The organism is Delftia sp. WSY_7 (genome assembly GCF_043104845.1).
In the GTDB taxonomy this organism is placed as follows: domain Bacteria; phylum Pseudomonadota; class Gammaproteobacteria; order Burkholderiales; family Burkholderiaceae_C; genus Comamonas; species Comamonas tsuruhatensis.
In genome coordinates this window covers 365249-378898 of the sequence record NZ_JBICLB010000005.1, presented here as the reverse complement: position 1 = coordinate 378898, position 13650 = coordinate 365249, and the positions used below count along the sequence as shown (strand labels likewise).

Annotated in this window: 10 protein-coding genes; 7 read left to right on the top strand and 3 right to left on the bottom strand. The window is 52.1% G+C overall.

Annotated features, from left to right (window positions below):
• Positions 1–12 precede the first annotated feature (12 nt).
• Genes ACF8ME_RS03040 through ACF8ME_RS03030 form a run of 3 tightly spaced genes read right to left on the bottom strand, consistent with a single transcriptional unit; the run spans position 13 to position 3823 of the window.
• A complete protein-coding gene (locus ACF8ME_RS03040; RefSeq protein ID WP_392415171.1) occupies positions 13–1713 on the bottom strand; it encodes an NAD+ synthase in 1701 nt (566 codons plus the stop codon).
• A gap of 29 nt (positions 1714–1742) precedes the next feature.
• Positions 1743–2942, bottom strand: coding sequence for a nicotinate phosphoribosyltransferase (gene pncB, locus ACF8ME_RS03035; RefSeq protein ID WP_012207404.1), 1200 nt, complete (start codon positions 2940–2942; stop codon positions 1743–1745).
• 56 nt (positions 2943–2998) lie between these two features.
• Positions 2999–3823 (bottom strand): cysteine hydrolase, encoded by an 825-nt coding sequence (locus ACF8ME_RS03030; RefSeq protein ID WP_392415170.1) that lies wholly within the window; start codon positions 3821–3823, stop codon positions 2999–3001.
• A 316-nt stretch (positions 3824–4139) separates the two neighbouring features.
• On the opposite strand from ACF8ME_RS03030, the gene ACF8ME_RS03025 reads away from it, so the two are divergent.
• Genes ACF8ME_RS03025 through ACF8ME_RS02995 form a run of 7 tightly spaced genes read left to right on the top strand, consistent with a single transcriptional unit; the run spans position 4140 to position 13631 of the window.
• Positions 4140–4508 (top strand): DUF2304 domain-containing protein, encoded by a 369-nt coding sequence (locus ACF8ME_RS03025; RefSeq protein ID WP_199135816.1) that lies wholly within the window; start codon positions 4140–4142, stop codon positions 4506–4508.
• On the top strand, positions 4505–5938 hold the full coding sequence (locus ACF8ME_RS03020) for a mannose-1-phosphate guanylyltransferase/mannose-6-phosphate isomerase (RefSeq protein WP_392415168.1): 1434 nt from the start codon (positions 4505–4507) through the stop codon (positions 5936–5938). The genes ACF8ME_RS03025 and ACF8ME_RS03020 overlap by 4 nt, the downstream gene beginning before the upstream one ends.
• A 30-nt stretch (positions 5939–5968) precedes the next feature.
• Positions 5969–6787 (top strand): ABC transporter permease, encoded by an 819-nt coding sequence (locus ACF8ME_RS03015; protein ID WP_392415166.1) that lies wholly within the window; start codon positions 5969–5971, stop codon positions 6785–6787.
• Positions 6777–8102 (top strand): ABC transporter ATP-binding protein, encoded by a 1326-nt coding sequence (locus ACF8ME_RS03010; protein WP_392415164.1) that lies wholly within the window; start codon positions 6777–6779, stop codon positions 8100–8102. Before ACF8ME_RS03015 ends, ACF8ME_RS03010 begins: the two co-directional genes overlap by 11 nt.
• Complete coding sequence (locus tag ACF8ME_RS03005) at positions 8099–11254, top strand: glycosyltransferase (RefSeq protein WP_392415162.1); 3156 nt, start codon at positions 8099–8101, stop codon at positions 11252–11254. The genes ACF8ME_RS03010 and ACF8ME_RS03005 overlap by 4 nt, the downstream gene beginning before the upstream one ends.
• 2 nt (positions 11255–11256) lie before the next feature.
• Positions 11257–12372 carry a non-hydrolyzing UDP-N-acetylglucosamine 2-epimerase gene (gene wecB, locus ACF8ME_RS03000; RefSeq protein ID WP_392415494.1) on the top strand — a complete coding sequence of 372 codons (1116 nt, stop codon included), beginning with the start codon at positions 11257–11259 and terminating at the stop codon, positions 12370–12372.
• A complete protein-coding gene (locus ACF8ME_RS02995; RefSeq protein ID WP_392415160.1) occupies positions 12372–13631 on the top strand; it encodes a glycosyltransferase in 1260 nt (419 codons plus the stop codon). The genes wecB and ACF8ME_RS02995 overlap by 1 nt, the downstream gene beginning before the upstream one ends.
• The last annotated feature ends 19 nt before the right edge of the window (positions 13632–13650 follow it).

Sequence of the window (13650 nt, the reverse complement as noted above, 5' to 3'; positions counted from 1 at the left end):
TTCACTCTGGCTTCATTCGTAGTGGGCGGCAATGGGCATTTGGCGCCCGGTACCGAAGGCGCGCGGGCGCACGCGCAGTATGGGCGGGGCCTGCCGGCGCTTGTACTCGCTGCGGAAGATCATGCGCTTGACGCGGTCAACCAGCTCGGCCCCGCCGGGCTGGCCCAGCAGCTGGGTCACAAAGCGCTCGGCCGTGCCGTATTCGGCGGTGGACAGGTGCCGGCCCTCGATGGCGTATTTGAGGATTTCGTCCAGCACCGCATAGGGCGGCAGGCTGTCCTCGTCCTTCTGGTCGGGCGCCAGCTCGGCCGAGGGCGGCTTGTCGATGATGGCCTGGGGAATCAGCTCTCGGCCCGCACTGTGGTTGATGTGGCGCGACAGCTCGAAGACCTCGGTCTTGTACAGATCGCCCAGCAGGCCCAGGCCGCCGTTGGTGTCGCCATACAGCGTGCAGTAGCCCACCGAGATCTCGGACTTGTTGCCCGTGGTCAGCAGCAGGTGGCCGAAGGCGTTGGAGTACTCCATCAGCGTGGTGCCGCGGATGCGTGCCTGCAAGTTCTCCAGCGGCAGGCCCTGCAGCGGCTGGCCGAAGCTGGACTCGAACTGGCGCGCATAGCCGTCGACCAGCTCGCGGATCGGGTGCTCATGCAGCGTGATGCCCAGGTTGCGGCACAGTTCCACCGAGTCATCGACCGAGCCGCTTGACGAAAAGCGCGAGGGCATGGTGACTGCCACCACGTTGTCCGCGCCCAGGGCCTCGGCCGCCAGGGCCAGTGTCAGCGCGCTGTCGATGCCGCCCGAGCTGCCGACGACGGCGCGCGTGAAGCCGCAGCGGCGCGCATAGTCGCGCAGGCCCAGCACGATCTGGCGGCGGTAGAACTCCATGGTGGGCAGGCCTTCGGCCGTCACGCTCATGCAGGGCTGGCCGGCTGCGTCGAGGAAGCGCCCGTCGTCGAACTGCAGCGTGCGCAGGTCTTCGACAAAGCGCTCGGCCTCGAAGACCACGCCGCGCCCGGGCTCCACCGCGAACGAGGCGCCGTCGAACACGATCTGGTCCTGGCCGCCGATCTGGTTCACGTAGAGGATGGGCAGGCCGTGGCGCGTGGCCGCCTGGCCGAAGATCTCGTGGCGCTGCTCGCGCTTGCCCAGGTGGCTGGGGCTGGCGTTGATGCTGACCACCAGGTCGGGCGCGGCGTCGGCCATGCGCGCGAAGGGGTTGGTGGCGTAGTCGGCACCGGCGTCGTTCCAGCCGTCCTCGCACACCAGAAAGCCCACCTGGGCCTGGCCTATGCGCAGCACCTTGGCCGCGTCGGGGCCGGGCTCGAAGTGGCGGCGCTCGTCGAAGATGTTGTAGGTGGGCAGCAGCTGCTTGTCGTAGCGCAGGCGCACGGCGCCGTCCTTGAGCACCAGCAGGCTGTTGTGCAGCGGCTTGCCCGGCCCGCTGGCGCGCGTAGGCGCGCCGATGACCCAGTGCAATTGCGGCCACTGGCGCGTGGCCTGCAGCAGCTGCTGCAAGCCTTGCTCCAGGCGCTCGCGAAAGGCGGGCTCGTCCAGCAGGTCGCCAGGGTAGTAGCCGCACAGCGACAGCTCGGGAAAGACCAGCAGGTCGGCCTGCGCGTGCGCGGCGCGGGCAGCGGCCTCGGCCATGCGGGCCACGTTGCCGGCGATGTCGCCGACGGTGGGGTTGAGTTGGGCGATGGTGATGCGCAGCATGAATGGAGCCTTGGCGGTGTCAGGCGGTGTCAGACGGCGACAGGCTGGGCCAGGCCGAAGACCTGGCGCAGATAGGCCAGATAGGTTTCGTCGTTGCACAGCGTCTTGCCCGGCGAGTCCGAGATCTTGGCCACGGGCTGGCCGTTGGCATGGGTGAGCTTCATCACGATGTTGATGGTCTCCAGCCCCATGTCGTTGGTCAGCCGCGTGCCGATGCCGAAGCCCAGCTGTATGCGGTCGGCAAAGCGCTGGTACAGGGCCAGGGCCGTGTCCAGGTCCAGCCCGTCGGAGAACACCAGGCGCTTGGCCTGCGGGTCTATGCGCAGCTTCTGGTAGTGGGCGATGGCCTTCTCGCCCCAGGCATACGGGTCGCCCGAGTCGTGCCGCAGCCCGTCGAAGAGCTTGGCGAAATACATGTCGAAATCGGCCAGGAAGGCATCCATGCCCACGGTGTCGGTCAGGGCCACGCCCAGGTCGCCCCGGTACTCCTGCACCCAGTCCTCCAGCGCGGCGATCTGGAAGTCGCGCAGGCGCACGCCCTGGGCCTGGTAGCTCTGCAGGTACTCATGGGCCATGGTGCCTATGGGCACGATGCCGAAGTCGCGCGCCAGCAGCACGTTGGACGTTCCCTTGAACCACTGCGCCGTCTGCGTGGCAAAGGCCTGGACCACCTCGCGCTGCCAGGCGCCCGAGAAGCGCCGGCGCACGCCGAAGTCGAACAGCTCGAAGGGATTGCGCAGCCTGGCCTCGCAGGCCAGGTGGCGCAGGCGCTCGATCTTGCCGGCCAGGCGCCTTCGGCCTTCGGCCAGCGCCGCCTCGGCGTCGAAACGCCGGAAATACAGCTCGTTGACGATGGCCAGCACATAGATCTCGAAGCCCATCACATGGACCTGGGGGCCCTTGGCCTCGATGTGCAGGGTGTCGCCATCGGCCCAGGCACGGATGAAGGCGCGCTGGAACTGGAAGATGCGCAGAAAGTCGATGAAGTCGCTCTTCATGAAGCGCAGCCCGCCCAGGTAGGCCAGGTCTTCGGGCGTGAAGCGCAGCGCGCACAGGGCGTCCAGCTCGCGCTCCACCTCGGGCAGCAGCTCGGCCAGCGGGAAGGCCGTCTTCGTGCGGCAGACGAATTCGTATTCGGCCTCGGTCTGGGGATTGCGGTGCAGCATGGCCTGCCACATCGTGAATTTGTAGAGATCGGTGTCGAGCAGGCTGGTGATGATGGGAGCCATGGTGCGATGCTGGGGAAACAGGAAAGGGGGCTGCGCGCAGGAAGGAGGCCTGGCCCCTACAGGTGGAGTTCTTGGCTGGAGGCCAGCCGCAATCCGCGGGCCTGCATGGCTGCCAGGAAATCATGGTGCGCAGACTCGAAGCCCGGCACCGGGCTCATGGCGTCATGCATCAGCACGATGCGTTCAGGATGGGGAAGGTGCTCGACCAGATGCTCGACCGTGGAGCGCACGCAGTGACTGCTCGCCTCGCCCGCGACCACCAATATGTCTGCCTGGCCCAGCCGCTCCAGCAAGCCGGTGTTCAGCAGGGTCGCCGGGTCGGCAGGGTCCGGCACCTCGGCCTGCAGCGCGCTGTAGTGCTCGGTCCAGGGATTGAGCCCCTTGAAAACGTTGTACACGGCGCGCTGGCGCTGCTGCTGCCAGTCGCCGCAGGCCGCCAGCACATCGGCATGGATACCGTGGCCCCAACTGCCCACCTCGCAGTGCACGGGCCAGACCATCAGCGTGTAGCGGCTGTGGGCCTCCAGCGCATCCAGATAGGCCAGGCAGCGCTCCAGCGCCCCGGCGTTGCGCGGCCGGAACACCCCCGCCCGCACCTGCGCCGCCGTGATCGCGGTGAACGGTGCCACATCGCCGCCGTCACCCTGTTGCCAGAAAGCCGGATGGGCGATGTCGTAGCGCTGGTGCGAGTCCAGCGTCACCGTGATGGCGTCAATTCTCGCCCCGTCGCGCCGTATCCAACCGGCAAGCCGCTGCATGTCGGCATGGGCGCCCGCCACGGGCAGGCTGGGACGTTGCCCGCCAGGACACCAGTCCTCAGGCAGATCGCAGAAGTCGTTCTGGGGGTCTATGACCAGGAGCTGGGTGGTGGCAGATGGCATGGGTGAGTGCACGAAAGCAACAGCGCGGACATGTATCAGGTGAGTGCTTCAGTGTAGTGCTGCCAGAACCCCGTCTGCATTCAAGGCTGTGATCCTGGATGTCTGGTTTTTTGGCGAAGGAATGCCGCGATTCCCTGTCATGGGGCAAGGCGGGGCAAGCAGGGCCCGTTTGTTCCGAACATGATGCAGAGAGCTGCAATAGGAGGTTTCACGTATTTCGCGAATGGTTTGGCTTGTCTCAGACCGCCACTGCGCTGCTTTCAGGCGTGCCCTGCTTCAACCGAACAGACTCATTCGGTGGCTCTTGATTATCAATATGGCATCCCTTCAGGTAACAACAACTTTTATGGGTATGGGTTTGGCTGCGCTGATTCTGTACCTGATCCGGCGCGACCATCTCTACCTCATGCACGGGCTGCTCTGGGTGGTCGTTGCCGTGGCTGCCGTCGTGCTGGGCGTCTGGCCCGGGATGATCAACCGCCTGGCAGCGGTGCTGGGCATCAGCTATCCACCAGCCATGCTGCTGCTGCTGGTCAGCATCGTCCTGCTCATCAAGGCCCTGCATGCCGACATGGTCAACACCCGCATTGAGCGCGATGTGCGGCGGTTGAATCAGCGGTTGGCGATGGTGGAGGCTGATGCTGAGGATTTGCACCAGCCTCTTTCCAACAAGACCCCGTCATGAGCACACCCTTGCTTCCCGTCATCTTTTGTGGCGGATCTGGAACCCGCCTGTGGCCACTGTCCCGTGAGAGCCACCCAAAGCAATATCTGGCGCTCCACGGGGACGGAATCTCCATGTTGCAGAAAACTGCCAGGCGCTTGGATGGCATGGCCGAACATATCCCGAAGGCTGCTCCCGTCGTGATATGCAATAACGAGCACCGCTTTTTGGCGGCGCAACAGCTGCAGGAGGCCGGAATAGAAGGCTCCAAGCTGGTGTTGGAGCCCGTTGGTCGAAACACTGCCCCGGCCTTGACCCTGGCGGCACTGGTCGCAGAGCCTGAAACCGTCATGCTGGCCATGCCTGTAGATCACGTCATTGCCAGGCTATCGGACTTTCACAAGGCCGTGGCTGTGGCTTGGCAACTTGCCAAGGATGGCGCCATGGTCACGTTTGGCATTACACCCAGCCGTCCAGAGACTGGGTATGGCTATATACAGAAAGCAGAAGCCGTCGATTGCGGCGCGTTCGCGATACGCAGCTTTACTGAAAAGCCCAGCCGTGAATTGGCCGAAAATTATCTGCGAAGCGGCGACTATCTTTGGAACAGCGGCCTTTTCATGGTGCGGGCAGACCAATGGCTCAAGGCTGTCGCAGAGCTGCAGCCGCAGATGCTGCATGCTTGCCAAGCCTCGTTAATCCAGAGCAGCCAAGATATGGACTTTATCCGTCCCCATGGCGAGCTCTTCGCCAGTTGCCCTTCCAAATCGATCGACTACGCAGTAATGGAACATCTACCAGGCAACAAAGCTCTGGGGATTCTTGCTTCGGTGGTTCCGATGGATGCGGGCTGGTCCGACCTGGGGGCCTGGGACTCTTTATGGGACGCGTTGCCTCGTGATGCGTGCGGCAATGCCCATGTAGGCCACACGCTGGCCATTGATACTCATGACAGCCTTCTCTTCTCGGAGAGCTGCCTCGTGACTACCGTTGGAGTGGACAACCTTATCGTTGTAGAGACTCCAGATGCCATCCTAGTGGCTGACAAGCGCAGGAGTCAGGATGTGAAAAAGATCGCCACAGAATTGAAGGCCCAGAAGCGTCAGCTCGGCACCTCGCGGCGTAAGGTGCATCGTCCTTGGGGTTGGTACGGCAGCATAGACCGCGGTGAGCGTTTTCAAGTCAAGCGCATCGTTGTCAACCCAGGAGCCAGGCTCAGTCTTCAGATGCACTATCACCGGGCTGAGCATTGGATCGTAGTGAAGGGGACTGCCGAAGTGACCAATGGAGACAAGACTTTCTTGTTGGGAGAAAACGAGTCTACCTTCATCCCTCTTGGCAAGGTTCACCTTCTAGCAAATCCAGGGAAACTACCGCTTGAAATCATCGAAGTACAATCGGGCGCCTATTTGGACGAAGACGATATTGTTCGTATTCAAAGCGAATATTAGCCTGGCAATAGAAAATTGACTTGGCAATATATGCGTACAGAAAATATCGATATGCTAGCCCCCATAAAAATACTATTAAATAATCGAGCGCTTATTGTGGATCTGGCTAAGAGGGAGGTGGTTGGTCGTTACAAAGGGTCGATTGCAGGCTTGCTTTGGTCTTTTCTGAATCCACTATTGATGCTGGCTGTCTACACCTTTGTATTTGGCATGGTATTTCAATCTAAATGGCCAGGCGGTAATGGTACAAAAACAGAGTTTGCATTGGTGCTGTTTGCTGGGTTGATAATATTTGGTTTATTCTCGGAAGTGATCAGTCGTGCACCAGTGCTTATTGTTGGAAATATAAATTACGTAAAGAAGATAATTTTTCCAATTGAGATATTGCCATATATTGCTTTGGTCTCGGCATTTTTTCAATTTTTGGTGAGCACTTTGGTTTGGCTGATATTTTATGTGCTTTTCTTGGGAGTTCCGCACGCAAGTATTTTGCTGTTGCCCATTGCTCTTTTGCCATTGATATTTCTCACTTTAGGGGTCTCGTGGACGCTTGCATCACTAGGGGTCTATATCCGAGACACGCCGCAGTTTGTTGTCGTCATGGTTACTGTATTAATGTTCCTATCTCCTGTTTTTTATTCGACTGCTTCAATTCCCGCTGAGTATAGGAAATTACTAGAAATAAATCCGCTGACGTTCTCAATAGAAACTGCTCGTGACGTGATGCTGTGGGGTAAATCCATTAAATGGGTGACATGGATTCAGCAAACTTTGGTGTCAGCATTCTTGTTTTGGTTGGGATTTGCTTGGTTTCAGAAAACCAAGGGAGGATTCTCTGATGTCCTTTGAATCCATCATCGAAATTGAAAATGTCAGCAAGTGCTACGAGATCTATAAGAAACCAGTTGATCGGTTGAAGCAATATGCCGCATTAGGAATGGAGGCTATTAGCCTATGTCCTGCCAAAAAACATTATCGTGAGTTTTGGGCTCTGAAAGATGTTTCTTTTAAAATTGGCAAAGGTGAAACGGTTGGTATTATTGGTCAGAATGGCAGTGGAAAATCTACCTTGTTGCAACTGATTTGCGGCACATTAAAACCAACCAGTGGCCGCATTAAAGTAAATGGCCGAATTGCTGCGCTGTTGGAACTGGGTGCCGGATTTAACCCGGAGTTTACTGGGCGCGAGAATGCATATTTGAATGCGGCAATTCTGGGAATCCCTCGTGAGGCCATGGAGTCGCGAATGCAAGATGTTCTGGAATTCTCGGAACTAGGGGATTTCCTTGAGCAACCAGTCAAAACCTACTCCAGTGGCATGTACGCACGCTTGGCCTTTGCCGTTGCTATCCATGTGGATCCTGAAATCTTGATTGTCGACGAGGCGTTGGCTGTGGGCGATGCCCGCTTCATTGCTAAATGCATTCGTCGCATCAAAGATATACAAGAGCAAGGCGCTTCCATCTTGTTTGTCAGCCACGATGTTGGCTCTGTTCGAAACCTGTGCCAGCGAGCTATTTGGATCAACCAGGGTAAGCTGATAGATGAAGGTGATGTTTTTTCAGTTACTGGCCAGTATATGGCCTACATGTTTCGCGATGATGTGACTGAAGAACAAAAAAAAATGCAGGATGAAGGTGTTTCTGCAGGCATGGCTAAATTATCAAATCAGATAGACCTTCCAGGGTTCAATAAAGATGAGTGTCTAAAGCCCATCAACCATTGGGGTTCCGAGGTCGGTATTGTGAAATACGCAGAACTTCTAGGTGCCAGTCAAGTAAGAAAGAATGTTTATACCTGGGGCGAGTCACTCAAGGTTGTTATAGAAATAGCGCTACCTTCTCATTTGCCTAAAAATAATATCAGCTTGGCATTTTCGATCAAGGATCTGAAAGGAACAGACTTGATCGTGTCTACCACGCATGATTTCACCAAGCTTGATTTCTCAACAGGAGAAAGCTTTAGGGTATCTTTTGATTTTATCAATCACCTTACCGCGGGAAAGTATCTCTTGGTTGTGGCCGTGGAAGATAGGGAAAACAAAGATATTCACTACTATGAATATATAGAGGGAGTGCAGTACTTTGCCTCCGAATCGGATCGGCGCCTATTTGGGGTATTTCAGCCATCTGTTACACAATCGTCCATCCAGCTAGCACCATGACTACAGATGAGAAAATAAATTCTCAACCTTATTGGGATATACGTTTTTCCACTGACTGGGAACAAATGAGCGGTCCTGCCCAATCAAGAGAGTTTTCTTGGCTTGCTGTAAAAAAAATACCGGAATGGATTTTTCTTGCCTTGCACCGAGATGCTATGACATTTGTAGATTGGGGGTGTGCACAAGGAGATGGTACTGATGTATGGGCGAGCCATATGCCGGTGGCAAATATCTGCGGAGTGGATTTTTCTGCTATCGCGATAGAACAGGCATGCAAGAGATATCCTTCCATCAATTTTAAATGCGAGAACTGGCTCAGCTCGAACCAAGACTCTTTCGAAACTTACGATATCGTTTTTTCATCGAATACGCTGGAGCATTTCTCGGATCCCTATGATGTATTGCGGCGTCTAACTGAGAGAGCCAGAAAAGCTGTGGTGCTGTTACTTCCTTACCAGGAGGTCCATAGGATTGAAGAGCATGAGTTCACTTTTCTTGCGAAAAATATCCCAAATAAGCTGCCTAACGATTTCTCGCTGGTGTGGAGTAAGGTTTCTGGTCCTCATCAATTTTGGGCAGGGGAACAAATACTATTAATTTACGGGCAAGACCAATGGATTGCCGAGCAGAAGCTGACGCTACATGATGTTTTTATAGATAAGAATAATGTAAATAATCCAAACGATGAAATATACCGCCATTACGAAGAAATTGCTGAACTGAAGCAGCGTTTAAAAAATCTTGAAGAAAGTAGCCAACGCGCACAGGCCGAAGCTGAAAGGCGATTGGCTGATGTCATCCACATCAGTCAAGAAGCACAAGCTGAACTTGAGAGGCGGTTAATGAATGCGACCCATACCAGTAAAAGTGCACAAGCTACTATCGAAATACTTGAAAAATCCATCGTTGAACACTTAGATCAATCTGAGAAATATCAAAAAATAGTTGCGAATCATGAAATAGAGATAAATTCCACAGCCTTAGCTGCAGAGGAGACGCATCAAGCGATGCGCCAAGCCAATGATGAATTGCAAAAGTGTCTTGTTTCATGTGATGCCGAAATTGAGAAACTGCAAAAGGAACTCCGAAATTTCAGGACATCTGCTTCTTGGCGTATTACCCGGCCATTACGAGCGATTTATTCAAATATTAGCAAACTAGGGACGCCATTTCTTCTCAAGTTACCTCCGGATATCAGGCGCAATATCTTGCATAAGATCAATCCAACAGCGCACCCTATTGATCAACAGCAGCAGATATCGTTCGCAACGGCATCCACGTCAGTTCTTTCAAGGTATCCAAAGCAGAACCACAAGGGGTGTTATATAGCAGATCAAGCCCTTTTAGAGGATGATTTGGTTATCATTGCTGGGGTGCCTTTTGATGATATCGGTGGCGGGCAGCGTTCAGCACAACTGGCTCGCTGTGCTTTGAAAACTGGGCGCCGAGTCACCTATATATATATCTATAAGAAGTTTGACTTTGAATTCAATGCCTATGTTGAATCCGATATTTCTCTTTATGGATTGAATCATGTGCACATAGAAGACATTTCTCCAGATGCATTGCTTAAAAATATTTCCAGTAATGCAACTCTTTTGGTGGAGTTGCCTCACTATGCTGCTTTGGAATATCTTAATACATTCAACATCTGCGGTATGCGCACCGTATTTGAATTAATAGATGATTGGGAGACAAGTCTTGGCGGTGATTGGTTTAATCGGGATGTTTACTGCGATTTTGTAAATAAATCTCAAATTGTGGTTGGTACTGCAAAGCTCTTGGTTTATCGCCTCAATAATCTGGGTCGTGGCGATGCCTTGTATCTGCCCAACGCTGCGAATGAATATATTTTCGACCGGTATAAAAATTATGCATGCCCTGATGATCTTCCTAGAAATGGAGGTGTAGGACTATATTTTGGATCGCTTTATGGTGAGTGGTTTGCTTGGGATTTCCTTGAAGAAGCGGCGCGCAAAAACCCCAGTATCAACTTTGTGCTGATCGGTGATCGTCCACAAAGAGAGAATCTTCCAGAAAACATTTACCTTTTGGGTTCTAAGCGCATTGAGGATTTGCCTGCATATTTGGCGTACTCGGATTTCTGCTTGCTTCCATTTACTCCGGGGAAGATCTCTGATGCTGTATCTCCTATTAAAGTCTTTGAGTATTTGTTTGCGGGTAAGCCTGTTATTTCCACTGATTTACCGGAAATAAATGGATACCCTGGATTGATGATTGAGAAAAATCCAGAAGATTTTGCCCTGGCTTGCGCTAAAGTCATGCATCTGGATGAATGTGTGTTCAAGGAGCATGGGGATCGGTTTGTTTGGGAGAATTCATGGTTTTCTCGGCTTGATGCCATCACTGCAAAGCCGGAAGTTACAAAATTTCGGCATTCAGTTAGCGTTGTCATTCTTATACATAACAATCGAAAAATCATCGAACGGACACTAACTTCTTTGCTATACCATTGCTCTGCATATATCAAAGAATTGATTGTTGTAGACAACTGCAGTACTGACAATGGAGCTGAATTTGTTCGAGAAAAATTCCCCTCGATACGAGTCATTCCGAACCCAGTGAATGGTTGTGCATCCGGACGTAATTTAGGAGTCGCGGCTGCGAGCGGAAAGTATATTTCCTTCTTTGATTCTGATCAGTGGTTTACGTCGTCAAGCTGCTTTGAAGAGGCGCTCTCTATTCTGAATCGTGACGCCAATATTGGTGCTGTTGGATGGGCTGCAGGTTGGTTTGATGCTAGTCGAACGGATTTTGGTGGCATGATCACGGACTACTGCCCGAATCGTGCCATGAATGAGAAGGCTATTCGTGAAGGCTATCGATCAGATGTTGCATATTTGGGTACTGGAGGATTTTTTACGCGAACGGCTGTGATTAGATCTACCCAAGGGTTTGATACCGCTTACGACCCAACTTGCTTTGAAGATACAGACATTTCACTCCAAATAAAGCAACTGGGTCTGGATATTTGTTATCGCGACCTGACGGGCATTCGTCATCAACCCCATCAAACTACCAATGCCAGTGCTAGCTCTGATTTTTATGCAAATCTCTTTAAAAGAAATGCTGACTATTTCAGAGAGAAGTGGAAGCATCGAAGCGATTTTTTTATTGATTACATCGAGTGAGATTGTCTAATATTAATGCGTCAAAAAAGAATATTCTTTGTGTCGTAGGAACTCGTCCGGAAGCTATTAAGATGGCCCCAGTTATCATTGCTCTTAAAAAAGAGCCGTGGGCACGGGTCCGCGTATTGGCTACGGCACAGCACCGCCAGATGCTAGATCAGGTATTGGATTTTTTCGGGGTGAAGCCTGATATTGATTTGAATATTATGCGGCCAAATCAAGCGCTAACAGAACTCACGGGGCGTTTGCTTTTGGAGTTGGATGTAGTGCTAAAAGAAGAGAAGCCCGACGTCGTACTGGTCCAAGGGGATACTACTACGGTAATGACTGTTTCCCTGGCTTGTTTTTATCATGGAATTTCAATTGGACATGTTGAGGCCGGTCTGCGTACATGGGATATTCGGAGCCCCTTCCCAGAAGAAGCAAATCGTATAATTGCTGGAAAACTTGCCCGCTGGCATTTCGCTCCAACAGAAGAATCAAGACGGAATCTTCTTAGGGACGGGATCGCGTATAACGATATTATCGTGACAGGCAATACGGTCATCGATGCACTGTTGGAGACCGCTGAAAAGAAATTGGAGATGGGTTTACCTGTAGATCCTGAGAAACGTGTTGTGCTTGTTACTTCGCATCGCAGAGAAAATTTTGGTGAACCATTTAGGGGTATTTGTCGTGCCTTGAAGATATTGGCTCGAAGAAATCCTGAGGTTCAATTCCTTTTTCCTGTTCATCCAAATCCAAACGTAAAAGATATTGCTTACGAGTTTTTGGGTCAAGAACCCAACTTCCTTCTTTGCGAGCCATTGGACTACGCACCTTTTGTTGCGGCAATGAAGAGGTCAGTGCTGATCTTGACCGATTCCGGAGGTGTTCAGGAAGAGGCTCCTGCACTTGGCAAGCCTGTACTTGTATTGCGTGAGGAAACAGAACGCCCAGAAGCCGTTGCTGAAGGAGTTGTGGAATTGGTGGGATCGGATAGTGAATATATTGTTCAAAGAGTACAGCGCTTGCTGGATGATGAAACGGAATACAAGAAAATGGCGCGAGGTGTTTCTCCATACGGGGATGGAAAGGCCGCTGCAAGAATAGTTGCCGTTCTGAGAGAGCAAGCTTAGTGAAAGTATTGCTTATTGCATATGAGTTTCCTCCAATATTGGCTGCCCAGGCATTGCGCTGGTTTTATTTGTCTAATGAGCTAGTCGATATTGGTGTAGACATCCATGTCGTATGTCCAGATATTTCGACAGAAAACGCGTTTCCCATGGATATGGATGCGCGTATTACTATCCATCGAGTCTGGCCAGGGCCTTTTATCGGATTTAGCCAGAGATTGGCAGGAAATGTCTGGAGAAATAGTAAAGCTGGGAATGGCCGAAATGAATCAAAGCCATCTCGGCTATTTCAGGTTTATCGAATAGTCCGATCGATTTTGAATGCTATTTTTTATCCGGATGTGAGGTCTGAATGGTATCCTTTCGCACTTCGAAAGATAAAGAAGTTGTTGAGGGATGAGAAATTCGATGCCGTAATAAGCTCACATGAGCCGGGTGTTGATATTTTTGTTGGAAATTATGCCCGTAAATTGGGGATTCCTTGGGTTATTGACATGGGTGATCCATTGCTAACCCCATACTCGCCAAAATGGAGGCGAGGAATTGATCTGAAAGTGGAGCGAAAGGTTATTCACTCAGCCTCTTCCATCTGGGTTACGGCTGGCAGTGTGTTGGACTTGTTGATAAGTCGTCATGGTGCCAGTGTCGAGAGAAAAATATCGGTATTGCCTCAGGGTTTTTCGTATAGGCGAGTAGGTCGGAAAACTAAAGAGGATGAACAACGCTTTCTTCTGGTGTTTACAGGAAATTTCTACAGAGATTTCAGGAATCCGATAGAGTTGGCAAAGGCGCTTTTTGGATTACAGGATCTGGCAATATCTTTTTTAATTGCTGGGGATAATTCTGAATTTGAGCCCATGTTTCAAAGGATTTCCGGTGTTGAATTTGTCGGGAAAAAAAGTCATTTTGAGTGTCTTGAGTTGCAAAGACAGGCAGATGTACTAGTGAATATTGGAAATGTCCAAAGCTACCAGATTCCAGGAAAAATATATGAATATCTGGGTGCTGAGAAGGCCATACTACACATAAAGACTGCTGAAGATTTTGACCCTGGTGTCGAACTTTTGGAAGAGACAGGTTCAGGGATTGTTGTGAAAAATTGCAGCAGCCAAATTGAGGCTGTGCTAAGAGATATGTATAGGCAATGGACGGATAATCCAGAGCAACTGACTGATGGGCGAAAAGAAGATGTTATTAAGGCTCATTCTTGGAGTCATCGAGCTCGCACCTGTGAGGAACTATTGAAAGAAATATTGCATTGACACTGATTGCTCTGATGGG

Excerpts from the sequence above, each read along its gene's own strand:
- ACF8ME_RS03005 (WP_392415162.1), top strand. The coding sequence starts at position 8,099 with ATGACTACAGATGAGAAAATAAATTCTCAACCTTATTGGGATATACGT.
- ACF8ME_RS03040 (WP_392415171.1), bottom strand. The coding sequence starts at position 1,713 with ATGCTGCGCATCACCATCGCCCAACTCAACCCCACCGTCGGCGACATC.
- ACF8ME_RS03010 (WP_392415164.1), top strand. The coding sequence starts at position 6,777 with ATGTCCTTTGAATCCATCATCGAAATTGAAAATGTCAGCAAGTGCTAC.
- ACF8ME_RS03020 (WP_392415168.1), top strand. The coding sequence starts at position 4,505 with ATGAGCACACCCTTGCTTCCCGTCATCTTTTGTGGCGGATCTGGAACC.
- pncB (WP_012207404.1), bottom strand. The coding sequence starts at position 2,942 with ATGGCTCCCATCATCACCAGCCTGCTCGACACCGATCTCTACAAATTC.
- ACF8ME_RS03030 (WP_392415170.1), bottom strand. The coding sequence starts at position 3,823 with ATGCCATCTGCCACCACCCAGCTCCTGGTCATAGACCCCCAGAACGAC.
- ACF8ME_RS03025 (WP_199135816.1), top strand. The coding sequence starts at position 4,140 with ATGGCATCCCTTCAGGTAACAACAACTTTTATGGGTATGGGTTTGGCT.
- ACF8ME_RS03015 (WP_392415166.1), top strand. The coding sequence starts at position 5,969 with ATGCGTACAGAAAATATCGATATGCTAGCCCCCATAAAAATACTATTA.